Source organism: Paenibacillus aurantiacus (assembly GCF_042431225.1).
In the GTDB taxonomy this organism is placed as follows: domain Bacteria; phylum Bacillota; class Bacilli; order Paenibacillales; family Paenibacillaceae; genus Paenibacillus_Z; species Paenibacillus_Z aurantiacus.
The window spans coordinates 39564-62099 of record NZ_JBHMDO010000043.1; the positions used below are offsets into that span (position 1 = coordinate 39564).

Annotated in this window: 24 protein-coding genes, 1 rRNA gene and 1 other annotated feature (1 of these 26 cut by a window edge); of the genes, 1 reads left to right on the plus strand and 24 read right to left on the minus strand. The window is 54.3% G+C overall.

Annotated features, from left to right (window positions below):
* Window positions 1-12: a sequence feature (ribosomal protein L10 leader region), on the minus strand; it reaches 161 nt to the left of the window's first position.
* A 15-nt stretch (window positions 13-27) separates the two neighbouring features.
* From rplA to ACFFSY_RS26725, 15 genes are all read right to left on the minus strand, one after another.
* Complete coding sequence (gene rplA, locus ACFFSY_RS26655) at window positions 28-720, minus strand: 50S ribosomal protein L1 (RefSeq protein WP_377499881.1); 693 nt, start codon at window positions 718-720, stop codon at window positions 28-30.
* Between the two features lie 135 nt (window positions 721-855).
* Window positions 856-1281, minus strand: coding sequence for a 50S ribosomal protein L11 (gene rplK, locus ACFFSY_RS26660; RefSeq protein WP_377499883.1), 426 nt, complete (start codon window positions 1279-1281; stop codon window positions 856-858).
* 92 nt (window positions 1282-1373) lie between these two features.
* Window positions 1374-1907, minus strand: a complete 534-nt coding sequence (gene nusG / locus ACFFSY_RS26665; protein ID WP_377499885.1) for a transcription termination/antitermination protein NusG — start codon at window positions 1905-1907, stop codon at window positions 1374-1376.
* A gap of 23 nt (window positions 1908-1930) precedes the next feature.
* The gene (secE, locus tag ACFFSY_RS26670; RefSeq protein ID WP_377499888.1) at window positions 1931-2140 is read right to left on the minus strand and encodes a preprotein translocase subunit SecE; all 210 of its coding nucleotides are present in this window, start codon (window positions 2138-2140) and stop codon (window positions 1931-1933) included.
* 17 nt (window positions 2141-2157) lie between these two features.
* The gene (rpmG, locus tag ACFFSY_RS26675; RefSeq protein WP_183604319.1) at window positions 2158-2307 is read right to left on the minus strand and encodes a 50S ribosomal protein L33; all 150 of its coding nucleotides are present in this window, start codon (window positions 2305-2307) and stop codon (window positions 2158-2160) included.
* 453 nt (window positions 2308-2760) lie between these two features.
* Entirely contained in the window at window positions 2761-3411 is a 651-nt protein-coding gene (gene sigH / locus ACFFSY_RS26680) for an RNA polymerase sporulation sigma factor SigH (RefSeq protein WP_377499891.1), read from the minus strand.
* Between the two features lie 277 nt (window positions 3412-3688).
* Window positions 3689-4213, minus strand: coding sequence for an NYN domain-containing protein (locus ACFFSY_RS26685; RefSeq protein ID WP_377499893.1), 525 nt, complete (start codon window positions 4211-4213; stop codon window positions 3689-3691).
* On the minus strand, window positions 4213-4965 hold the full coding sequence (gene rlmB / locus ACFFSY_RS26690; RefSeq protein ID WP_377499895.1) for a 23S rRNA (guanosine(2251)-2'-O)-methyltransferase RlmB: 753 nt from the start codon (window positions 4963-4965) through the stop codon (window positions 4213-4215). Before rlmB ends, ACFFSY_RS26685 begins: the two co-directional genes overlap by 1 nt.
* Before the next feature lie 37 nt (window positions 4966-5002).
* A complete protein-coding gene (locus tag ACFFSY_RS26695; protein ID WP_377499897.1) occupies window positions 5003-5461 on the minus strand; it encodes a Mini-ribonuclease 3 in 459 nt (152 codons plus the stop codon).
* The gene (gene cysS, locus ACFFSY_RS26700; protein ID WP_377499899.1) at window positions 5458-6864 is read right to left on the minus strand and encodes a cysteine--tRNA ligase; all 1407 of its coding nucleotides are present in this window, start codon (window positions 6862-6864) and stop codon (window positions 5458-5460) included. The genes ACFFSY_RS26695 and cysS overlap by 4 nt, the downstream gene beginning before the upstream one ends.
* Entirely contained in the window at window positions 6861-7550 is a 690-nt protein-coding gene (gene cysE / locus ACFFSY_RS26705) for a serine O-acetyltransferase (protein WP_377499901.1), read from the minus strand. Before cysE ends, cysS begins: the two co-directional genes overlap by 4 nt.
* A gap of 622 nt (window positions 7551-8172) precedes the next feature.
* Window positions 8173-9627 carry a glutamate--tRNA ligase gene (gene gltX, locus ACFFSY_RS26710; protein WP_377499903.1) on the minus strand — a complete coding sequence of 485 codons (1455 nt, stop codon included), beginning with the start codon at window positions 9625-9627 and terminating at the stop codon, window positions 8173-8175.
* 42 nt (window positions 9628-9669) lie between these two features.
* The gene (gene ispF, locus ACFFSY_RS26715) at window positions 9670-10155 is read right to left on the minus strand and encodes a 2-C-methyl-D-erythritol 2,4-cyclodiphosphate synthase (protein ID WP_377499905.1); all 486 of its coding nucleotides are present in this window, start codon (window positions 10153-10155) and stop codon (window positions 9670-9672) included.
* Window positions 10156-10205: 50 nt separating this feature from the next.
* Window positions 10206-10922, minus strand: a complete 717-nt coding sequence (ispD, locus tag ACFFSY_RS26720; protein WP_377499907.1) for a 2-C-methyl-D-erythritol 4-phosphate cytidylyltransferase — start codon at window positions 10920-10922, stop codon at window positions 10206-10208.
* Between the two features lie 71 nt (window positions 10923-10993).
* Window positions 10994-12085 carry a PIN/TRAM domain-containing protein gene (locus ACFFSY_RS26725; protein ID WP_377499909.1) on the minus strand — a complete coding sequence of 364 codons (1092 nt, stop codon included), beginning with the start codon at window positions 12083-12085 and terminating at the stop codon, window positions 10994-10996.
* Window positions 12086-12253: 168 nt separating this feature from the next.
* Here ACFFSY_RS26725 and ACFFSY_RS26730 point away from each other — a divergent pair, with 168 nt between their 5' ends.
* Window positions 12254-12649, plus strand: coding sequence for a nucleoside triphosphate pyrophosphohydrolase family protein (locus tag ACFFSY_RS26730; RefSeq protein WP_377499911.1), 396 nt, complete (start codon window positions 12254-12256; stop codon window positions 12647-12649).
* Between the two features lie 144 nt (window positions 12650-12793).
* On the opposite strand, the gene pssA is transcribed toward ACFFSY_RS26730, so the two are convergent.
* The 9 genes from pssA to rrf all read right to left on the minus strand — a co-directional run bounded on the left by pssA (window position 12794) and on the right by rrf (window position 22414).
* Entirely contained in the window at window positions 12794-13540 is a 747-nt protein-coding gene (gene pssA, locus ACFFSY_RS26735; RefSeq protein ID WP_377499913.1) for a CDP-diacylglycerol--serine O-phosphatidyltransferase, read from the minus strand.
* Window positions 13541-13644: 104 nt separating this feature from the next.
* Window positions 13645-14715, minus strand: a complete 1071-nt coding sequence (disA, locus tag ACFFSY_RS26740) for a DNA integrity scanning diadenylate cyclase DisA (RefSeq protein ID WP_377499915.1) — start codon at window positions 14713-14715, stop codon at window positions 13645-13647.
* 12 nt (window positions 14716-14727) lie between these two features.
* Window positions 14728-16095 carry a DNA repair protein RadA gene (radA, locus tag ACFFSY_RS26745; protein WP_377499917.1) on the minus strand — a complete coding sequence of 456 codons (1368 nt, stop codon included), beginning with the start codon at window positions 16093-16095 and terminating at the stop codon, window positions 14728-14730.
* A 212-nt stretch (window positions 16096-16307) separates the two neighbouring features.
* Complete coding sequence (gene clpC, locus ACFFSY_RS26750; protein WP_377499919.1) at window positions 16308-18761, minus strand: ATP-dependent protease ATP-binding subunit ClpC; 2454 nt, start codon at window positions 18759-18761, stop codon at window positions 16308-16310.
* 2 nt (window positions 18762-18763) lie between these two features.
* On the minus strand, window positions 18764-19843 hold the full coding sequence (gene mcsB / locus ACFFSY_RS26755) for a protein-arginine kinase McsB (protein WP_377499921.1): 1080 nt from the start codon (window positions 19841-19843) through the stop codon (window positions 18764-18766).
* Window positions 19844-19874: 31 nt separating this feature from the next.
* Complete coding sequence (gene mcsA, locus ACFFSY_RS26760; RefSeq protein WP_377499923.1) at window positions 19875-20399, minus strand: protein-arginine kinase activator protein McsA; 525 nt, start codon at window positions 20397-20399, stop codon at window positions 19875-19877.
* Window positions 20400-20533: 134 nt separating this feature from the next.
* On the minus strand, window positions 20534-20995 hold the full coding sequence (locus ACFFSY_RS26765) for a CtsR family transcriptional regulator (protein ID WP_377499926.1): 462 nt from the start codon (window positions 20993-20995) through the stop codon (window positions 20534-20536).
* 791 nt (window positions 20996-21786) lie between these two features.
* Window positions 21787-22161: a hypothetical protein gene (locus ACFFSY_RS26770; protein ID WP_377499928.1), complete on the minus strand. Its 375-nt coding sequence runs from the start codon at window positions 22159-22161 to the stop codon at window positions 21787-21789.
* 136 nt (window positions 22162-22297) lie between these two features.
* A 5S ribosomal RNA gene (gene rrf / locus ACFFSY_RS26775) occupies window positions 22298-22414 on the minus strand.
* Window positions 22415-22536 lie beyond the last annotated feature (122 nt).

The window sequence follows — 22536 nt, forward strand, 5'->3', positions numbered from 1 at the left end:
TATTCGAATGTTGGGTAGCGGTATCTCTTAACGGAATGTTGCCGCGTTCACGCGAGCGCTTGGTCCCATTGTCGAGGATACTGCAATGTTTTTCAGGTAAACCCCTTTAGCTGCAGCCGGTTTAGCACGGTTCAGAGCGTCGATAAGCGCTTTGAGGTTATCGCCAAGCTTCTCAGCGTCGAACGATACTTTACCGATTGGAGCGTGGATTTGACCTGCACGGTCGAGACGATACTCGATTTTACCGGCTTTGATCTCTTGAACAGCCTTCGTAACGTCAAACGTTACAGTACCCGCTTTAGGGTTCGGCATGAGACCTTTACCACCGAGAATACGTCCGAGTTTACCAACTTCAGCCATCATGTCCGGAGTTGCGACGCAAACGTCGAATTCGAACCAGCCTTGTTGGATTTTGTTGATTACGTCAGCATCGCCAACATAATCCGCGCCAGCTGCTTCCGCTTCTTTGGCTTTTTCGCCTTTTGCGAAAACGAGAACGCGTTTTGTTTTGCCCGTACCGTGTGGAAGTACCACGACGCCACGAACAGCTTGGTCTTGCTTCTTCGGATCAACGCCCAGGCGAACAGCTACTTCGACAGTTTCGTCGAACTTTGCAGTCGCGGCCTTTTTCACGAGTTCAATTGCTTCTGCTGCTTCGTAAGTCGCTTCGCCATTGATAAGCTTAGCAGCTTCGCTGTATTTCTTGCCGTGTTTAGCCATTTGAAGTTCTCCTCCTTATGTGGTTTTAACGGAAAAGCTCCCATGATGCGGAGATCCTCCCACTTGCCGCAGAACTGCGGCAGGCAACGCACTCAGGCGTGCCTTATTGCACGTTTATGAACCGTCTTCGAAGAATTAGTCTTCGATGACAACGCCCATACTGCGTGCTGTGCCTTCGATCATACGCATTGCCGATTCAACGGAAGCTGCGTTAAGGTCAGGCATTTTTTGCTCCGCGATTTCGCGAACTTGCGCACGCTTAACGGTAGCAACTTTCTTCTTGTTTGGTTCGCCGGAACCTTTCTCGATTTTCGCAGCAACGCGAAGGAGAACGGCAGCCGGTGGCGTTTTCGTTTCGAACGTAAAGGAACGGTCCTCGAATACAGTGATAACGACCGGAATGATCAGGCCAGCTTGATCAGCTGTACGCGCGTTGAATTCTTTACAGAACGCCATGATGTTAACGCCTGCTTGACCGAGTGCAGGACCGATCGGCGGTGCCGGGTTCGCTTTACCTGCTGGTACTTGCAATTTGACCAACTTGATGACTTTCTTTGCCATGTTGTACACCTCCTCCAACAAATAATCAACTTGCAGCAAGAACAGCATGTTTCAAACGCAAGACGCCTATGTAGACGACTTACAAACTTGAATTATACCTTCTCCACCTGAGTGTAGTCCAGCTCAAGCGGCGTTTCCCTGCCGAACATGTTGACGTGAACCTTGAGTTTGCTCTTCTCGAGCAAAATTTCTTCCACCGTGCCAACGAAGTTGGCGAATGGACCTACCATAACGCGAACCGTTTCTTTTAGCTCGAACTCAATCTTCGGTTTCGGCTCTTCCATGCCCATATGCTTGAGGATTTGATCCACTTCATCTGGCAGCAATGGAGTCGGTTTCGAACCCGAACCGGTCGATCCTACGAATCCGGTCACGCCCGGCGTATTGCGAACAACGTACCACGAATCGTCTGTCTGGATCATTTCGACAAGGACGTAGCCAGGGTAAACTTTACGCATGACGGTTTTCTTCTTCCCGTCTTTGTTTACCACTTCTTCTTCCATTGGCACGAGGACGCGAAAAATCTTGTCTTCCATGCCCATCGATTCAACCCGACGTTCCAAATTCGCTTTTACTTTGTTCTCATAGCCGGAGTAAGTATGAACTACATACCATCTCTTTTCCATAACAAGCCACCTTCTGACTCTTCTTACACAATCAGTTCGACCAATTCGGAGATCCCGATGTCAAGAACCCAGAAGTAAACTGTTATTACCACGATCGTAAACAGCACGACGAGCGTATAGCTTGTCAGCTCTTTACGGCTGGGCCAGCGAACTTTCTTAAGTTCTGCGTAGCTGTCGGAGAAGAAAGAAAACGTCGACCCGAAGCTTTGCTTCATCTTAGCCAGAAATGCCATGTCAACACCTCCAGATCCTATCTCGTTTCGCGATGAGGAGTATGCTCGTTACAGAACTTGCAAAACTTCTTCATCTCGATGCGGTCCGGATGATTGCGCTTGTTTTTGGAGCTTGCATAGTTTCTTTGTTTGCAATTCGTGCAAGCCAACGTAATAATAACCCGCATTCTGGTACACCTCCTGAGCTAGCAATTCACATAAACCCCATATCGTGACCGCAAGCGATCGCGACGACAAGGTAGGTTTATCATCGGGAAAGAAAGCCGTTGCTTGAACCTAAATTCGATGCTTTCTTTATGCGATAAAGCAAGAATCATACCGATTCGACAAGGTGATTCAAAGCCCACCATAAATAAACACCTATTTAGGGCTACTCAAAACACTTTATCACAAGCGATATGGCAGTGTCAACGATAAACTCCTGTCGAAGCCGCACGCAAAAGGGTCTCCTAGGCTGGCCGCAATCACCCTTAACCCCTTTGTTTTTCTGCCTTTTCTACCGTTCTCCCCACTCGACCGATTGGCACTTCTCAGTATCGACCAATATGAGGAAATCCAAACCCGAGAATAAATTCGAACATAAAAAGGAGCGCCTCTTGGCGCTCCATGCATAATGGCGGTTAGCCTCCGATATTGCGAACTTCCAAATAACGTTCCAGCTTGCGCTTAACTCGCTGCAAAGCGTTGTCGATTGACTTCACGTGACGATCCAAATCGACGGCAATCTCCTGATAGGAGCGTCCGTCCAAGTAGAGCATGAGTACTTTACGCTCGAGGTCGCTGAGGATCTCGGACATTTTGTCTTCCAGACCGATGAACTCTTCCTGGTTAATGATGAGTTCCTCCGGATCGGACACCCTTGTTCCGCAGATGACATCTAGCAAAGTCCGGTCAGAATCCTCGTCATAGATCGGCTTGTCCAGCGAAACGTAAGAATTAAGCGGGATATGCTTCTGCCTCGTCGCGGTCTTGATTGCCGTAATGATCTGTCTGGTGATACACAGCTCAGCAAAAGCCTTGAACGATGCCAGCTTGTCTCCTTTGAAGTCCCTGATCGCCTTATAAAGCCCGATCATGCCTTCCTGCACGATATCTTCGCGGTCGGCCCCGATGAGGAAATAGGAGCGAGCTTTAGCCCGGACGAAATTCTTGTATTTGTTGATCAAATATTCCAGCGCTTCGCCATCACCTTCACGAACCGCCTCTACCACGTCCTCGTCCGTTCTGCAGTCATAGTCCAGCGTTTTCCACTCTTTGAGGTCGATGCTCACGAACAATCCCTCCGGTTCGAAAGGCGTGCATTAGTAAAGTAATGAGGATGACGGAATCGGCCAGTCTGCCCATAACAATGGGTCAATGTAGGGCCAATCGATAAAAGGCGATTACACACGTACCTGTCTAAAGACATAGCACCAGTATACATTATGTAACCTGAGAGCGTCAACGAAATTGAGAGGCGATAGACTTTATTTATATTGAAAAAATGGCATTTTCCGCCTTGCGATGTCAATATATTTGACACCAAATCGTATTATTGCACAATTTACATTATGTCTCGCCTCTGCGCATTCGTTCCAGCTTCATCCGCACGTCTAAACTTAAAGCATTGTCCAGTTCGTTCCGGAGGTTAGAGAGGGGTCGTTCCAGCGCCTTCTCGATCGTCTTGCGATTCTGCTGAACGTCCGTCAGCAGCTCTCTGGCCGAAATTCGCAGCGCGCCCTTGCCGAAAGCCACGTGCTGTTCCACCAAATCCGACGTCGCGACGAACAAATTGCGGCTTCGCTTGGCTTTCTCGGCCGCGAGCCGCTCGATGCACGCATCCGCGGTTTCTTTCTCCTTCGTGTAAACGACCGTTACGCGATGCTGCTTGAACATAGCTCCCGTACCGGGGACTTGATGAGCGTCGAATACTACGACGATCTCCATGCCGGTATAGCCTTGATAGTCGGCAAGCATGTCAAGCAGCTTGTCCCGCGCGTCCTCCAGATTGTCATCCTTCAGCTTAGCCAGTATCGGCCATGCGCCGATCATGTTGTAGCCGTCCACGAGCAGAACGTCATCGCGCCGCTTCATTAGCCCTTCCGCCGCTGCCGCACCACTTCGTACATAAGAACGCCGGCCGCAACCGATGCGTTCAGCGAATTAAGCTGGCCGTGCATCGGCAGCTTCACTAGGAAATCGCATTTCTCGCGAATGAGACGTCCGATTCCCTTCGCTTCGTTGCCGATTACGATGCCAAGCGGCAGATCGAAATTGGAGCGGTACACGTCCTGCTCGGCCTGCAAATCCGTCCCCGCGATCCAGATGCCTTCTTCTTTCAACCGGTCTATCGTCTGGGCCAAGTTCGTCACGCGCGCCACCGGCACGTATTCGACCGCGCCCGCAGAGGTCTTCGCCACCGTCGCCGTTAACGACGCCGAGCGCCGCTTCGGAATGATAACGCCATGCACCCCCGTACATTCGGCAGTTCGCAGGATCGAACCGAGATTGTGCGGGTCCTCGATTTCGTCGAGCAGCAGGAAGAACGGCGTCTCTCCGCTTTCTTTGGCCCGTTCGATCAGCTCGTCCAGCTCAAAATACCGATATGCTGCCGCCTGTGCGACGATTCCTTGATGCGGTACGCCTTCGACCATCTGATCGAGCTTGCGTTTGTCGACCGTCTGCACGATGATGCCCGCGTTTTTCGCTTCCGCGATAATGGCGCCGGCGCCTTTCTGCGCTTGTTCGGCGATCCATATTTTATTAATTTCGCGCCCGGATCGCAGCGCCTCCATGACGGGGTGCTTCCCCGCGATCCATTCTTGCGCGTCTTCCCGTTCTGCCATTGATGTTTCCTCCTAATGTGAAGCCCTTAACCTTATCTTAACCTTCGTTGGTTGCTTCGAACGCCACGGCCATGAGTTCCTGCAAGCGTTCCGTTTGTTTGCCATAATACAAATAGCCGACTAGACATTCGAGCGCCGTGGCCTGCCGGTAATCGGCCGGGTCGGCGTTCTTGGGCGGCGTGCCGGACTTGGTATTGCGCCCTCTGCGCACGATATCCGCCTCTTCCTCGGTTAGAAGCGGCGACCATCGCTCTAATAACTGCCGCTGCGCTTTAGCCGATACATACCGAGTCGCTTGTTTGTGCAAATGGTGCGGCTTGTGATTGGTTTGCGCAATCAAGAACTGCCTCACCATCATTTCAAAAACCGCGTCGCCCATGTAAGCCAGCACGACCGGATTCAGCAGCTGAGGCGTCTTGGACGGTTCATGCATCCACAAACCGTCACCCGCACGTACCGGCTCGGCAACTGCAGTCTCTTCGTTAATCTTGTTCATTTGCGTTTCCACCGTATTCCTTGCGGCGTATCTTCCAACACGATGCCCTGCTCCGCCAACAAGTCGCGAATTTCGTCCGCGCGCGCCCAGTTTTTGGACTTGCGCGCTTCCGTCCGTTCCGCAATCAAAGCGTCGATCTCTTCGTCCAGCAACCCATCTTCCGTCTCACCCGGCAGTAAGCCGAGCACATCGTCGATTACCTCGAACGCCGCCAAGAAAATATTCAACGTCTGCGCGGTTACGACCGGACGCTGCAGATACTGATTCGCTTCGCTCACCAGCTCGAACATGGCGGTAATCGCGTCCGGCGTATTAAAGTCGTCGTCCATTTTGGCTCGGAACTGGGTTACGATCGCTTCCACCTGCTCCTCGATGGCGCCGAAATCCTCATCCGCCACGTCGCCGGCCACTTGTAGACGGTGCTTCAAATTGCCGTACCCGTTGGCGAACCGTTCCACGCTGTTCTCCGCCTGCGCGATCGTCTCGTCATTAAAGTTGAGCGGATTGCGGTAGTGGGACGAAAGCATAAAGTAGCGGATGGCCGCCGGTTTGACCCGCTTCAGCAGCTCGTTGACCGTGATGCCGTTGCCAAGCGACTTCGACATTTTCTCATTATTAATGTTGATGTAACCGTTATGCATCCAGTATCGAGCGAACGGCTGGCCGGTCAATGCTTCCGACTGAGCAACTTCGCATTCATGATGCGGGAATTGCAGATCTTGACCGCCGCCGTGAATATCGAGGGTATCACCCAAATACTTCCGCGCCATGGCTGAGCATTCGATATGCCAGCCCGGACGCCCCGCTCCCCATGGACTATCCCACGCGATTTCGCCCGGCTTCGCCGCTTTCCAGAGCACGAAATCCTGACCGTTTTCTTTGCGCTCATCCACTTCGATCCGAATGCCAAGCTGCAGTTCTTCGATATTCTGATGCGACAATTTCCCGTAATCCGTGAACTTGTTCGTCCGAAAATAAACGTCGCCGCCGCTTTCGTACGCATAGCCTGTGCGCTCCAGCTCCTCGATAAACGAGAGAATTTCCGGGATATGCTCGGTTACGCGCGGATTCATCGTCGCCTGATGGACGCCCATCCCGGCGATGTTTTCCTTGAACGCGGCGATAAACCGTTCCGCGACATCGGGAACCGTGGTCCCCAGCTGCTCAGCCTTGCGGATCAGCTTGTCGTCCACGTCCGTGAAGTTAACGATATAGTTCACTTCATAGCCGGAGGATTCCAAATAACGGCGGACGACATCGAAGAAAATGGCCGGGCGCGCGTTGCCGATGTGGATGTAGTCGTACACGGTCGGGCCACAGACGTACATGTTCACTTTGCCAGGCACGAGAGGCTCGAATGGTTCCTTCTCGCGCGTCATCGTATTGTAAATGTGCAAGCTCATAGCGTAGGTTCTCCTTCGGGAATTAATTCGTGATTATTGCTGCTTCTTCTTAACGCCCGTTCGGCACGGAGCTCGGATTTCAAATCATCGATTTGCCGCTGCATGTCGCGCAGCATCTCAATGACTGGATCGGGCAGCTGCGTATGATCCAACCGATCGCCGACCCGCTCGCCGTTGCGCTTGACGACACGGCCTGGATTGCCGACCACCGTACTATTGGACGGGACGGGACGAAGCACGACCGCGTTGGACCCGATATTCACATTATCGCCAACGGTGAACGATCCAAGAACCTTCGAACCCGAACCGATGACGACATTATTGCCAATCGTCGGATGCCGCTTGCCGCGTTCCTTGCCCGTGCCGCCCAACGTGACGCCTTGATAAATGACGACATTGTCGCCGATCTCACAGGTTTCCCCGATAACGACTCCCATGCCATGGTCGATAAACAGCCGATTGCCGATTCGGGCGCCGGGGTGAATCTCGATCCCCGTAAAGAAACGGCTTACCTGCGATACCATTCGGGACAGCGTATACCATTTGCGCTTATACAGCATATGCGCGACGCGATGCGCCCATATCGCATGCAGGCCCGAATAGGTAAAGATAACTTCGAACTTGCTTCGGGCTGCCGGGTCGTTATCCAGCACCGTCTCAATATCGATTCTCATCTGGCGAAACATGGCGGTTAGCTCCTCTCCAACGTGACCGCTTGAGGCCGGACGGTTCCCCTGGTCTAGCGTAATGCCCTGCCCAAGATCGAACAGGTGCAAATCAGACTATCCGGGGAGTGCGTCTCTAGGATGCAAAAAAGCCTCCGCAGCCTGATAAGGCTGCAGAGGCGTAGCACGCGGTTCCACTCTGCTTGGATCGCCGCGCTTCCGCGGTTCTCCTTCTCCATGTCCTTAACGCGGACGGACGGCGCATCCTACCCCTGCCGCCCTATGGACGGACCCGGATCGGAACGCGCGGCTCCCAGGTGCAAGGCTCATCTCCCGATTCCCGGCCGACTCCCAGCCAATCGACGGACCGCCAAACAAGCAGGCAGCGGCTCCATGCGAAAGGTCGCCCTCTCTGTGCGAAATCTTGCTTTCTCGAAATGAACTTCCTGTTCAAGGCCATTGACCGATAAGAAATAAGTAACTCAAGTATAGCGGAGGTCCCTCTGCCTGACAAGTGGGTAAGCTTGACTGGCGTCTTATGCGCAGCAGCCTAGCTGCGCACCAGGAGCTCACACAGCGGCCTCAGAACAATCAGAGGAGCGCAAGCCCGCTTACGCCCGGGTCCGCGCTCCCCCTCTCATTCCTATAGTCTCGCTTGAAGACGAGCTTGCACGTTGGCTTGGCCAAGCAGCGCGATCGTCTCGTTGAGGTCCGGACCATGCGTCTGCCCGGTCAGCGCGGCGCGAATCGGCATGAACAGCTGCTTGCCTTTGCAGCCGGTCGACTGCTGCACAGCCTTGATCGCCGCCTTGATGGATTCTGCGTTGAACGTCTCGATAGCCGCGACTTGCTCTGCAAAGGCGCGAAGCACGGTTGGCACCTGCTCTTCGGCGAGCACGACCTTCGCTTCTTCCTCGTCGATCGCTTCCGCCTGGAAGAACAACTCCGTCAGCGGAACAATGTCGGAACCTGCGCGCAGTTTGTCCTGATACAAGGCGATCAACGCGCTGGCCCAGTCACGCTGCTCTTGATCGAGCTGTTCCGGTAAGCGACCGGCTTGCTGCAGATGCGGCAGGCACAGGTCGACCACGCGCGGCAGCGCAAGCTTCTTGATGTATTCGTTATTCATCCAGCTCAGCTTGTTCGTATCGAATACGGCCGGACTCTTCGACAGGCGCGCGGGATCGAATGCTTGAATAAGCTCCTCGCGGGTGAAGATCTCCTGCTCGCCTTCCGGCGACCAGCCCAGCAGCGTGATGAAGTTGAACATCGCTTCCGGCAGATAGCCGAGCGAATCGTACTGCTCGATGAATTGGATGATCGACTCGTCGCGCTTGCTGAGCTTCTTGCGGTTCTCGTTGACGATAAGCGTCATGTGGCCGAACTGCGGCGGCTCCCAGCCGAGCGCTTCATAGATCATCAGCTGGCGCGGCGTGTTGGAGATATGATCTTCCCCGCGGAGCACGTGGCTGATCTTCATGAGGTGGTCGTCCACCGCCACGGCGAAGTTATACGTCGGGATACCGTCGCGCTTCACGATAACGAAGTCGTTCGTGCCTTCGGCTTCGATGCTGATCGTGCCTTTGACCATATCGTCCCACGTATATGTACGGCCTGTCGGGATGCGGAAGCGAATCGTCGGGATGCGACCCTCGGCTTCGAACGCCTGGCGCTGCTCTTCCGTCAGGTTGCGGTGCGCGCCGGAATAGCCCGGCATCTCGCCGCGCGCCTTCTGCTCCTCGAACTCCCGCTCCAACTCTTCCTCGGTCATGTAGCACTTGTACGCCAAGCCGCGGTCGAGCAGATCCTGCGAGTATTCCTTATAAATGTCCAGACGCTCCGTCTGACGGTACGGTCCATAACCCCCGCCGATATCGATGCTTTCATCCCAATCAATGCCGAGCCACTTCAGATATGTCAGTTGGCTCTCTTCGCCGCCCTCGATATTCCGCTTCAGGTCGGTATCTTCAATCCGTATGATGAACTTGCCGCCGCGATTGCGGGCGAACAAATAGTTGAATAAGGCCGTTCTTGCATTGCCGATATGCAAATGCCCCGTCGGCGATGGCGCGTAACGCACCCGAATTTGATCAGACATTGCGCTCAAGCTCCTTCCCCTGCTTCCCGATTTATCCCACGATCATAGCACACTCTTTACAAGGCAGACAACCGACTGAGCAGCGATCCCTTCGCCACGTCCAGTGAATCCGAGCTGCTCGGTCGTCGTTGCTTTGACGTTCACCTGGGAGAGCTCATCGGCCTCGAGCGCATCCGCGATCACCTGCGCCATTTGCGGAATATACGGCGCCATCTTCGGACGCTGCGCAATGATTGTCGAATCGATATTGCCCAGCTTGTAGCCCCGCTCCTTCGCCAACCCCCATACATGCTGAAGGAGTTTCAAGCTGTCCGCGTCCTTGAACGCTTCGTCCGTATCCGGAAAATGCTTGCCGATATCGCCTAATCCCAGCGCGCCCAGCACGGCATCGCTGATTGCATGCAGCAGTACGTCGGCATCGGAGTGGCCCAGCAATCCTTTCTCATACGGAATCGTGACGCCGCCGATAATGCACGGACGTCCTTCTATCAGTTGATGCACGTCAAAACCTTGTCCCACTCGAATCATGCTCGTTCTCTCCTCGTTCCCATATTATCTGTCGTGGGGCGATGAACCCCTTATCTTTCTGCCGATGCCGAACTCCGCTGGCCAAGCAGAAAGGACGCATAAGGCAAATCCTCCGGCGTCGTGATTTTGATGTTGGTATACTCGCCTTCAGCTACCGTTACGACTATGCCGCCATACCGTTCGACCACGACCGCGTCGTCGGTGCCGACGAAGCCGTCCGCGACCGCGCGTTCATGCGCTTCCACAAGCCGAGCATGCCGAAAAGCTTGCGGCGTTTGAATCGCCCACAAGCTTCTCCGGTCCGGCGTCGCCGTGATTACGCCGGCTTCATTGACTTGCTTGATTGTATCCTTAACGGGAACGGCCAGCACGCAAGCCTCGGAACGCTCCGCCTCGCGCATGCACCGGCGGACCGCTTCGGCGCTGACGAGCGGACGCACGCCGTCATGTACCATGACCCACTCCGTGCCGATCGCCCGCAGGCCGCGCAGTACCGAATGCTGACGCTCGCTTCCGCCCTCTACGACCGCCGTTACTTTCGACAGGCCATATTCGCGCGCGAACGTCTCGCAGCGGGATACGTCGCTTTCACCGACGACCAGCACAACCTCTTCGACATCGGCCATGCCTTGGAACAGTTCCATCGTATGTACAAGCACCGGCTTGTCCTGCAGCAGCAAATATTGCTTGCTTTCTTTGGTCCCCATCCGCGTGCCGCGTCCCGCAGCTACGATGACGACGCCCCATTGCGCCTTCGTTCCCGGCATTCCCTTCAACCGCCTCGCTGTAAACTCGCCATGCCTTCGTAACGGCATCGCACGCTTACTATCATACCGTGTTACAGCGCTTTTTCCAACAACTTCGGCTTCGCGAAAATCATCCGTCCCGCCGACGTTTGCAGCACGCTCGTTACGAGGACCTCCATCGTCGTGCCGATAAAGTCCCGTCCGCCTTCGACGACGATCATCGTGCCGTCATCCAGATACGCGACGCCTTGGCCGTGCTCCTTGCCGTCCTTAATGACCTGAACGACGATTTCTTCGCCCGGCAATACGACCGGCTTGACCGCATTGGCCAGATCGTTGATGTTCAGCACCGACACGCCCTGCAGTTCGCACACTTTGTTCAAGTTGAAGTCATTGGTCACCACTTTGCCGTGAAGCGCCTTCGCCAGCTTGACCAGTTTGCTGTCGACTTCGCCTTCTTCCATATCGCCTTCATAGATGAGCACCTTCACGTCGAGTTCCTTCTGGATCTTGTTCAATATATCCAGACCACGCCGCCCCCGATTGCGTTTGAGCAGATCCGACGAATCCGCGATGTGCTGCAGCTCTTCTAGTACGAATTCCGGAATGACGAGCGTCCCCTCGATAAACCCGGTTTTGCAAATATCGGCGATCCGGCCATCGATAATGACGCTGGTGTCCAAAATTTTATGTTCCTCGTAGGTGCTGTCCTCGCTCGGACCAGCCGCTTTCGCACGCTGCGCGAGCAACGCGCCGACGCCCGCTTCCAGCTCCGTTTGTTTGCTCAGTCCAATCCGTAAGCCGAAGTAACCGAAGAATAACGTCATGCATACCGGTATGAATAGCCCGATGCCGGACAAACCCGATACGGCCGGATAAAGCAGCGCCGACAAAACAAGTCCGCCGGCAAGTCCCGCTCCGCCGGATAAAAGCTGTCCCATTGGCAGCGACGACGCGCGTTCCGCTCCCCGTTCCACCAATCGAATAATCGTGCCCGACAGCATGGTTGCCAAGACAAGACCGCACAACGCGCCGATGCCGGCGTTCAAATAATAACTACCGGACCGTTGGAGCATGCCGTAAGATTGGGTAGCCCACACCGCGCCCGCATTCATCCACCCATACGTTTGCGCTCCGGCCATCCCGCCGAATAACAAGCCAATGGTTTGAATAATTCGTTTCATCACATGAATCCACCTCCATTACAATTATGCGCCAATATTTCACAGGTTAACCGTGGGAAGCTTACACTTTTTGGAGGAAAATCAAGATGATAAAAGTCTTTTGAAATGACCGCCCACGAGGCTTATAATAGAGGGGAGCACTGCCAATCCCGAAATGAGGTGGAATCGATGAGCACCCCGACGCTGGAGCAATTTCAGCAGCAAGTATCCGAACTTCTGCTGCGGCACCGGAGCTTGCTGGATGTGTTATCGAAGTACGGCCAATCCGGCGCGGCCGTTAACCGTGCCGTTGCGAAATCCGTGACCGAATGTGGATGTGTCGAGTTGAACGCACGCAAGCAGGAATACCCTGACGACGTCAATTTGGAACAGGCAAAAACGAAGCTGCATCACCATATTTCCGGCGAACTGTGCGAGCATTGCAAGGACGCCATCAAGAACGAGCTCGGCCGCAATTTGTTCTACATGTCCGCCATGTGCAATTTACTGGACATTAAGCTCGACGAAGTCGTTTCGCACGAGTCGAACAAGTGCGCCACCCTCGGCTTGTTCAACCTAACGTAAGCCCTTTCACCTATGACGAGCGTTACGCACTTATCATAACCGGTCAATAAGACGACAACACAAAGAACCGCCTTGCACCATCCTTCGAGGATGTGCAGGGCGGTTCGTCTATGTCCGGGTTCTTCACCGTTGATCACAATGGATTTACGCACTATGCTCCGATTGCACCGGATCGTCCTGTGCGTCTTTGCGGCGTTTGCGGTTGCGCCAAGGAAGGCGGCGATCAACGTTTTTTTTTAGGCCGTACAGCGCGTAAAGTACGAGCGGCACGAAAATGATTTTGGATAAATGCTGCGGCAGCCAAAGCGCTAGCCCGACCGAGATCAGAACGACGATCGGTACGACCCACACCGCATTGCGAGGTATGCCAACCTTCTTGAAGTTCGGATACTTCACTGTGCTGACCATCAAGAAGGACAATACAAGCGTACTGACCATCAGCACGACGACTGGAATCTCCTTGTGAAACAGCGCAAGCGTGGCAAGCACGCCGCCCGCGGCAGGAATCGGAAGTCCGATAAAGTAACCCGCGTGGCTGGTAATGACGTTAAACCGAGCCAACCGGAGTGCCCCGCAGATCGGGAACAACGCGGTGATAATCCAAGCCGGTGCCGCGCTTAACTCCTGAAAGGCCACGCTGTACATAATGAAAGCCGGCGCTACGCCGAAAGATATGACATCGGATAAGGAATCGAGTTCTTTGCCGAATTCGCTCTGCGCATTCAACGCGCGGGCGACCCGTCCGTCTACCCCGTCCATGAGCATGGCGATGATGACCATCATTGCCGCCAAATCGTACCGCGCATTCTCCGGGAAGATGAGGATAATCGCGACGATGCCTAGAAATAAATTCGCCACGGTGAAAAGACTCGGTATCGATTTCGTAAACATTAAGCTCCACCTCATCTTTACTATGCCCCAAAAGTGAATAAACGCTTGCGTCCATTCACCTGTAAAATCCAACCATTATGGCGCATCTTCACATTGTATGGGATTTAAATTTGCCTGTCAATGAACATCTGCTCTTGGATCCGCTTTAGTCCTTCTTTGATCGCGCGTGCGCGAACCTCGCCAATTCCGTCTACCGCGTCCAACTCCTCGATGGTCGCCATCAGGATGTGCGGAAGATGATCAAAGTGTTCCACCAAGTTGTTCATAATAACCGCCGGCAGCCGCGGAATTTTGCTCAGCAGCCGGTAGCCGCGCGGCGCGACCATCTCTTCCGCGGCTGTCCCCGCATAACCGAGCAGCTTGATAATCGGCGGCACGTCCAGCAAATCCTCGCTCGTCAGCTTACGGATGCTGTTGCGGATGTCACGAATACGTTCCTCGCTCGCTTCCTTCGCATAATCCTTGAGCAAGAACCATAGTTCCTCCTCGACGCCGCCGACAAGCTCCTCCATCTGCATGGAGATTAGTCTGCCTTCCGTCCCCAGCTCATTCACATAGCGTTTGATTTCCATCTTGACCCGGATAACCATTTCTACCCGTTTGACGACATGGGCAACCTCCTGCAGCGTGACGAGCTCTTCGAACTCGGAAGCCGACAGGTTCGTGAACGATTGGCTCAGCACGGCCTTATACTTCTCCAGCGTCTGAATCGCCTGATTCGCCTTCGTCAGAATGACGCCCATCTCTTTCAGCGAATAGCGCAGTTGGCCCTGATAAAGCGTAATGACGTTGCGCCGCTGCGATATCGACACGACGAGTTTTCCCGTCTGCTTGGCCACCCGCTCCGCCGTCCGGTGCCGGATCCCCGTCTCGCTCGACGATATCGAACTGTCCGGGATAAGCTGCGTATTCGCGTATAGTATCCGTTTGCGATCCTCGCTCAGGATGATCGCACCGTCCATTTTGGCCAGTTCATACAAATAGTTCGGGGAGAAATCGCAATTGATGGAGAAGCCGCCATCGACGACTTCCATCACTTCCGGGCTATACCCGACGACGATCAGCGCGCCTGTCTTCGCCCGAAGCACATTCTCCAACCCATCCCGAAATGCTGTGCCGGGTGCAACCATCTGCAGCAGTTGGTTCATTATTTCCTGTTGACTCGGCTCCTTCATTATTTGCCCCCTCTACCCAAGCGCCGCCTTCAGCGCGTCCGAAACCGTTTCGATGCCGATAATTTCAATGCCAGCCGGCGGACTCCAGCCTTTAAGACTTTTCTCCGGCATAATCACGCGTTTGAACCCTAACTTGTGCGCTTCCTTCACTCGCTGCTCGGCCCGGGCCACCGCCCTCACTTCGCCCGTCAGTCCGATCTCGCCAAAAATAACGTCGAACGGCCTGGTTGGCGCGTCACGGAAACTCGAGGCAATGCTGACGGCTGCGGCCAAATCCACCGCCGGTTCGTCCAGCTTCACGCCGCCGGCCACGTTCAGATAAGCGTCCTGTGTCTGCAAAAACATCCCCATTCGCTTCTCCAGCACTGCGATGATAAGCGCCATCCGGTTATGATCGATACCCGTGGACATCCTTCGCGGCGATGGGAAATTCGTGGTGGCCACCAGCGCCTGCAGTTCTACCAGCACCGGACGCGTGCCCTCCATGCTCGCCACGACCGTTGAACCCGATACGCCGAGCGGCCGCTCCGATAAGAACAGCTCAGACGGATTGCTCACTTCGCGCAGACCCGACTCGCCCATTTCGAAGATCCCGATCTCGTTCGTGGAGCCGAAACGATTCTTCACGGCACGCAGCAGACGATAGCTGTGATGACGCTCGCCCTCGAAGTAGAGGACGCAATCCACCATATGTTCAAGCAATCGCGGCCCCGCAATGGCCCCCTCTTTGGTGACATGGCCAACCAGTACGGTCGCAATGCCTTTAATCTTCGCGACCCGCATGAAATGCGCCGTGCATTCCCGCACCTGCGAGACGCTTCCCGGCGCGGACTGCACGCTCGGATCGTACACCGTCTGAATCGAATCGATGACGAGAAAATCGGGCGCCACCGCTTCGATCGCCTCGTTCACCTGATCCATATTCGTTTCGCACAGGACGTACAGCTTATCCGTTAGCGCACCGAGTCGATCTGCGCGCAGTCTCGTTTGGCGAACGGATTCCTCTCCCGAAATGTAAAGCACTTTCAATCCTTTGGAAGCGAGCGCGTGGGAGGTCTGAAGCAGCAGCGTGGATTTGCCGATGCCCGGGTCTCCTCCGACCAGAATAAGCGATCCTGGCATCACGCCTCCGCCAAGCACGCGGTTCAGTTCCTGCAGTCGGGTTTCGATGCGCGGTTCCTGCCCGCTTTCTATGTGTATGATGGGACGCGGCTTTTCTTTCGTCTGAATGAGCGAAGAGCCCATGCCCTGCGTCTTGACGACGGTTTCTTTCTCTTCCACCATCGTGTTCCAAGCACCGCAGCCCGGGCACTTGCCCAGCCATTTCGGCGACTCCGTCCCACAGTCGGTACAAGCGAATTTCACTTTAAGTTTTGCCATTAGCGGCTCCTTCTCATGTGCAAGGGTACATTTCAAAGTTTACCATTGGATGCAGTCATGGTGCTACTTTTTATTACGGCTCGCACGGGACTTGGATTCGTTAACGGGAGTACGATCATACGTTCTCACCTTTTCAAGTGTATCAGTAGACCGCCGTGGAAGCAAAGAAAAAAGGACTCTCCCGTTCGAAACGGGAAAGTCCTCATTCGTTATTATTTGGTCGCAGGCTCTTCTTGCGCCGGTTCCGTATGCGTAACGGTCAGCTGACCGTCTTTCTCGTCGATGACGAGCGTGTCGCCTTTGCTGATTTTGCCGAGCAGCAAATCTTCGGACAGGCGATCCTCGATGTGCTTCTGGATCGCGCGGCGCAGCGGACGCGCGCCATACGCCGGGTCGAAGCCTTCTTTCGCCAGGAATGCTTTGGCCGAATCCGTCAGCGTAAAGTCCACTTCCTGCTCGCGCAGACGTTTGCGAAGCTCCTCGGACATAAGCGTGACGATCTCGGCAATGTGCTCTTGCTCCAGCGAGTGGAATACGATCGTCTCGTCGATCCGGTTCAAGAACTCCGGACGGAAGCTTTTCTTCAGCTCGCCCATGACTTTCTCCCGCATTTGGGAGAAATCGCGGCCTGCATCGTGCACGGCCGTGAAGCCGAGCGACGAATTGCGCTTGATTTGATCCGCCCCGACGTTGGACGTCATGATGATAAGCGTATTGCGGAAGTCGACCACGCGGCCTTTGGAGTCGGTCAGGCGGCCGTCCTCGAGCACTTGAAGCAAAATATTGAATACTTCCGGATGCGCCTTCTCAATCTCGTCGAGAAGAACGACCGAGTATGGTTTGCGGCGTACTTTCTCCGTCAGTTGACCGCCCTCTTCATAGCCGACGTAGCCCGGAGGCGCTCCGACCAGACGGGACGTGGAGTGTTTCTCCATGTACTCCGACATATCGATGCGGATGACCGCATTCTCGTCGCCGAACATCGCTTCCGCAAGCGCGCGGGCAAGCTCCGTTTTGCCGACGCCGGTAGGTCCAAGGAAGATGAACGAGCCGATCGGACGTTTCGGGTCCTTAAGACCGGCACGGGCGCGGCGGATGGCGCGCGAGACCGCTTTGACGGCATCGGTTTGGCCGATGACGCGGTCATGGAGAATATCCTCCATTTTGAGCAGACGCTCGGTCTCTTCTTCGGCCAGCTTGCTGACCGGGACTCCCGTCCAGCTTGCCACGACTTGCGCGATATCCTCTGGCGTCACCTCGGAATCGGTGCGGCCTTGCTTTTCTTTCCACTGGTTGCGCGTCACGTCGAGCTCCTCGCGGAGCTTCTGTTCCGTATCGCGCAGCGCCGCCGCTTTCTCGAACTCCTGGCTTTGCACCGCGGAGTCTTTCTCCTTGCGGATATCCTCCAGACGGTTCTCCAGCTGCTTGAGGTTAGGCGGTACCGTGTACGTTTTCAGCCTTACTTTGGAAGAAGCCTCGTCGATCAGATCGATCGCTTTGTCCGGCAGGAAACGGTCCGTGATATAACGGTCGGACAATTTGACCGCCGCTTCGATCGCGTCGTCCGTGATTTTCACGCGGTGATGCGCCTCGTAACGGTCGCGCAGGCCGGTCAGGATTTGAATGGCCTCTTCCGGCGATGGCTGGTCGACCGTAATCGGTTGGAAGCGGCGCTCCAGCGCGGCGTCTTTCTCGATGTATTTGCGATACTCATCCAGCGTCGTCGCGCCGATGCACTGCAGCTCGCCACGCGCCAAAGATGGCTTCAGGATGTTAGAGGCGTCGATGGCGCCTTCCGCTCCGCCAGCGCCGATGAGCGTGTGAAGCTCGTCGATGAACAGAATGATGTTGCCCGCTTGGCGAATCTCATCCATGATCTTCTTCAGACGGTCCTCGAATTCACCGCGGTACTTCGTGCCTGCTACGACAGAGCCCATATCGAGCGTCATGACGCGTTTGTCGCGGAGCGTCTCTGGAATCTCGCCAGCAATGATCTTCTGTGCCAGCCCTTCGGCAATAGCTGTCTTACCGACACCCGGTTCGCCGATGAGCACCGGATTGTTCTTCGTCCGGCGGCTAAGCACCTGAATGACGCGCTCGATCTCTTTGCTGCGACCGATAACCGGATCCAGATTGCCTTCCTTCGCGTAGGCCGTCAAGTCGCGAGCCAAACCATCCAGCGTCGGCGTGCTCACGTTCGCCGGAGCGCCATGGCTGCTGGAGACCGCTTCGCTGCTGCCAAGCAGCTGCAGCACTTGCTGGCGCGCCTTGTTCAAGCTGATTCCCAAGTTGTTGAGTACCCGCGCCGCAACACCTTCGCCTTCGCGAATAAGACCGAGCAGGATATGCTCCGTGCCGACGTAAGTATGACCGAGCTTGCGCGCCTCATCCATCGACAGTTCGATGACTTTCTTCGCGCGCGGCGTGTAGGCAATGTTCGTCGGCTGCTCCTGTCCGCGCCCGATCAGCGTCTCCACTTCGTCTTGAATCTTCTCCAGACTCAAGCCGAGACCGATCAGCGCTTTCGCCGCGATGCCTTCCCCTTCCCGGTTCAGGCCGAGCAAAATATGCTCCGTGCCAATATTGTTATGACCAAGTCGCACCGCTTCTTCTTGCGCGAGCGCGAGCACCTTCTGCGCACGTTCCGTGAATCTTCCGAACATCATGTTCATACACCCCCATGATTGGATTCGCTTTGCAACTGTTGACGTATTAGTTCAGCGCGCCGGATATCCCGCTGTTCGGCGGTCAATTTCTCTCCCGAATTTTGCTGGAGGAAACCGGGCTGCGTTAATACCATTAATTCATTCATGGCCTTCGACGTCACATGCTGGATCAACCCAAGGTCAATGCCAAGCCTTACATCGGACAGACGCTGTGCGGATTCCTTGGAATCCATGATAGCTGCGTGCGAGAGAATGCCGTAGGATCGGAACACCCGATCTTCGAGCCGAATTCTCGACTCCTGCAGCATACGCGAACGCGCCGCCCTTTCGTGATCGATGATTTGTTTGGCCACGCCGTGCAAGTTATCGATGATCTCGTGCTCGGATTGGCCCAGTGTAATCTGATTCGAAATTTGAAACAGATTGCCAAGCGCTTCGCTGCCTTCACCGTAAATCCCCCGAACCGCCAACCCCACCTGCGTAATCGCCGATAAAATGCGATTGATCTGCTGGGTTAGCACCAAGCCGGGCAAATGCATCATGACCGAGGCCCGGATGCCGGTCCCGACGTTGGTCGGACAGCTCGTCAGATAACCGTGGCGCTCATCGAATGCGTAATCCGCCACTTCCTCGAATATATCGTCAATGCGGCTTGCAAGCTCCCACGCCTCCGTAATTTGAAAGCCCGGGGACAACACCTGGATCCGCAAATGATCCTCTTCGTTCACCATAATACTGATGGACTCGTTACGGCTTAAAATGACCGCACCGCTTCGCGCTTCGTTCGCCAGATTCGGACTAATCAGATGCTTCTCGACGAGCACTCTGCGTTCGAGCTCGCTTAGCTCCGATAGCCGGATGGTTTCGAATTCGCTTATCCCGTTAAGCCGTCCGCTCTCCGGAACTGTCACGAGCCGCTCCATCACTTCGCTGGATTGTTCGGATGTCGCCAGCAGCGGGAAAGGATGGCCCCTTAGATTGCGCGCAATCCGAATACGGCTGCTAATAACGATGTCGGCTTCAGGGCCTGTGCCCTGCATCCAGTCGCTTAACGCATGTTGAGCAAATGATCGATTCGACAAGGCTATTCCTCCCTTCTGCGGCGTATGCGCGCTATCCTTCGGCAACATTGCGTTCTATCTCGCGAATGCGATCGCGCAGCTGGGCCGCGTTCTCGAATTCTTCGCGTTCGATGTGCTCCTGAAGCTCGCGCCGCAGCGTCTCGATTTCTCGTTTCAGCTGGATTGCCGTGCCGGCTCTTTTTGGGACTTTCCCAACGTGTGCTGTTGAGCCGTGTACGCGCTTCAGGATGGGATCGATTTTGTCGCCGAATTGGGAGTAGCACTTGCTGCAGCCGAAACGCCCCATTTTACTGAACTGAGCATAGGTCAGACCGCATTTGTCGCAGCGAACCGGCTGTTTGATCGCGAATCCGCCGCTCGCCCCACCATTGCCCGGTTCAAAATCGAGCAAACCGGATAACAGACTATGAATGGAAAATCCGTTCGGCGTTCCCGGTAGTCCTTCGCCCTTCTCGCGCGCGCAAGATTCACAAATATGAAATTCGTTCTTCTCGCCGCCAACGATCTTCGTAAAATGGAGCGTGGCCGGCCTCTTGCCGCATTCCTGACAAAGCATGGTTGCGTATCCCTCCTCAACGTTTCGCAGCACGCAAAACTCGCTTCGAAAGCATGCGCCTAAAGCTTCGCATCCATACATGTCCTTTACACGGAGTCGGATGTCTTATACGGCTTCTTCTAAGCGAACAGTTCTCATTTCACAAGAAGCGTAATAAGCATGGCTTTGAGCAATCTCGCTCGGACTTCGTCGCGTATCGGAAGCTTGAGCGCGATCACATCGCGCGATATTGCGGCCCGAATCAGGTTCGCTTCGCGCTTCGAGATCATCTCCGCTTCTTCCAGCTGATAAATCAGCCCTTCCGCGGCCGCTTGATCGACTTCATTGCCAATCGTCTGCGCGATATGACCTTGAATCGTCTTGAGCGTCGGAAGTTCAACGCGTTGTATGCGTATGTAGCCGCCGCCGCCGCGCTTGCTCTCGACCAAATACCCTTTCTCCAATGTAAAGCGGGTGCTAATGACGTAATTGATTTGCGAAGGCACGCAAGAAAATCGGTCCGCCAAGTCATTGCGCTGAATTTCAACCGATCCATCCGTGCTTTCTTGGAGCATGCCTTTCAAATACTGCTCGATTAAATCGGAAATGTTGCGCACGTCGCCAACCTCCCTACAGCTGACAAACAACGATTCCGCCGGCCAATACCGGAAAAGTCAAACAAATCAGTTTAGTTGACTTTGACTTTCTTTGACTTTAACTACATTATACGCGTTTTTACCCAAAGGTCAATAGCACGCAATGCCGATTCTGTACACCCTATAGATTGGGCTGCAAGCTTGCATTTATGCGCCAGGATTGACCCAACATCGAAGGGAGTTGGTCGGTCGTCACTACATGCGAATACTCACTGATAAAAAATTTGGTCAAACATCGCATGAAACAATGCTTGGCAATTACCGCCGGCTGCCAAAGAACCATTAATGCATAGTTGTCAATGCGTAAAAGAGATTCTGCCGATCGATAACGGCGAGCTGACTAGCTCTTACGCTTGTTAACAGCCGCACATAATTACCCTATAGGTCAGCAGCGTCAAACAAGAATTGCTTTTGATGCATCGGAAATCTGTGCATATACCACTTACCGCCGGATTCTATCTTATATTATTCATTCTAGTATTATGACTATTTTACCCAGTTATCAACAAGTTAATAACTCGTAAAAAATCGAAAACAAGTAAACTGGTCATGTGTGGAAGGTGGATAACTGTGTGAATATGTGCAAAAGCGCGACAGTTCAAACGACTTATCCCCCACGCCGGCGCTTCCACTACAAACTGCAGCTGACGATGAAGCACCATCTATGACAAATCAAGCTGCCGGTGAATAGTCTCATCACTCAGCAGCTTTTCCCACGTACAAGTTATTCGGTTGGTCCGGCGTACTCGAAGCTACTTTAATGCTCCGCAGTCCTCCAAAATTTGTGCAACTCGTTCCGCATCCTCAGCATCGACAATGACCGTCAACAAAATATCCCTGCCCGAAACCCGATTCTCCGGGCCGCCCGAGCTCATGCCGCTTGCACTAACACTCGCTGCCGCTAATACGCCAGCATCCGGATTATCAAAATCCCCGTTCAAGGTCAGACGCCCGAGTCCCTGGAAATCGCCTGCGTATGGATTTATAGTATTGCTTACGCCGCCGCCTGGATAACCGTCAAACCGGTCAATAGCTGATGCAATAACCGTTATGTCTTTCATGTTCGTCAACGCCGCTTCCGCTTGATCCGGACGATTAAAGTACGCCAAGAATGCCTTTTCCGCCATGTTGGTATCACCTCATACACATGTGTTATCGAATAAGAACGCTGTTAGTGTTTCTTCAAACTCTAACGGTTATCCACATGCGGATAACATGGGAAACAACAAAAAACCGACCACATCACTGTGATCGGTCATTCGTGCTTGGCGACGTCCTACTCTCCCAGGACCCTGCGGTCCAAGTACCATCGGCGCTGGAAGGCTTAACGGTCGTGTTCGGGATGGGTACGCGTGGTTCCCTTCCGCCATCGCCACCAAACATTCAAGGTGTTACACCCTGAAAACTGGATACGAAACTCACATTTACTTCAGCTGTGTTATTTTAGGATAAGCCCTCGACCGATTAGTATTCGTCAGCTGCATGCATTGCTGCACTTCCAC

Coding starts and splice junctions, on each gene's coding strand:
- rplA (WP_377499881.1), bottom strand. CDS start 720: ATGGCTAAACACGGCAAGAAATACAGCGAAGCTGCTAAGCTTATCAAT.
- rplK (WP_377499883.1), bottom strand. CDS start 1,281: ATGGCAAAGAAAGTCATCAAGTTGGTCAAATTGCAAGTACCAGCAGGT.
- nusG (WP_377499885.1), bottom strand. CDS start 1,907: ATGGAAAAGAGATGGTATGTAGTTCATACTTACTCCGGCTATGAGAAC.
- secE (WP_377499888.1), bottom strand. CDS start 2,140: ATGGCATTTCTGGCTAAGATGAAGCAAAGCTTCGGGTCGACGTTTTCT.
- rpmG (WP_183604319.1), bottom strand. CDS start 2,307: ATGCGGGTTATTATTACGTTGGCTTGCACGAATTGCAAACAAAGAAAC.
- ACFFSY_RS26685 (WP_377499893.1), bottom strand. CDS start 4,213: ATGAAGCGGCGCGATGACGTTCTGCTCGTGGACGGCTACAACATGATC.
- rlmB (WP_377499895.1), bottom strand. CDS start 4,965: ATGGCAGAACGGGAAGACGCGCAAGAATGGATCGCGGGGAAGCACCCC.
- ACFFSY_RS26695 (WP_377499897.1), bottom strand. CDS start 5,461: ATGAACAAGATTAACGAAGAGACTGCAGTTGCCGAGCCGGTACGTGCG.
- cysS (WP_377499899.1), bottom strand. CDS start 6,864: ATGAGCTTGCACATTTACAATACGATGACGCGCGAGAAGGAACCATTC.
- cysE (WP_377499901.1), bottom strand. CDS start 7,550: ATGTTTCGCCAGATGAGAATCGATATTGAGACGGTGCTGGATAACGAC.
- gltX (WP_377499903.1), bottom strand. CDS start 9,627: ATGTCTGATCAAATTCGGGTGCGTTACGCGCCATCGCCGACGGGGCAT.
- ispF (WP_377499905.1), bottom strand. CDS start 10,155: ATGATTCGAGTGGGACAAGGTTTTGACGTGCATCAACTGATAGAAGGA.
- ispD (WP_377499907.1), bottom strand. CDS start 10,922: ATGCCGGGAACGAAGGCGCAATGGGGCGTCGTCATCGTAGCTGCGGGA.
- ACFFSY_RS26725 (WP_377499909.1), bottom strand. CDS start 12,085: ATGAAACGAATTATTCAAACCATTGGCTTGTTATTCGGCGGGATGGCC.
- ACFFSY_RS26730 (WP_377499911.1), top strand. CDS start 12,254: ATGAGCACCCCGACGCTGGAGCAATTTCAGCAGCAAGTATCCGAACTT.
- pssA (WP_377499913.1), bottom strand. CDS start 13,540: ATGTTTACGAAATCGATACCGAGTCTTTTCACCGTGGCGAATTTATTT.
- disA (WP_377499915.1), bottom strand. CDS start 14,715: ATGAAGGAGCCGAGTCAACAGGAAATAATGAACCAACTGCTGCAGATG.
- radA (WP_377499917.1), bottom strand. CDS start 16,095: ATGGCAAAACTTAAAGTGAAATTCGCTTGTACCGACTGTGGGACGGAG.
- clpC (WP_377499919.1), bottom strand. CDS start 18,761: ATGATGTTCGGAAGATTCACGGAACGTGCGCAGAAGGTGCTCGCGCTC.
- mcsA (WP_377499923.1), bottom strand. CDS start 20,399: ATGCTTTGTCAGGAATGCGGCAAGAGGCCGGCCACGCTCCATTTTACG.
- ACFFSY_RS26770 (WP_377499928.1), bottom strand. CDS start 22,161: ATGGCGGAAAAGGCATTCTTGGCGTACTTTAATCGTCCGGATCAAGCG.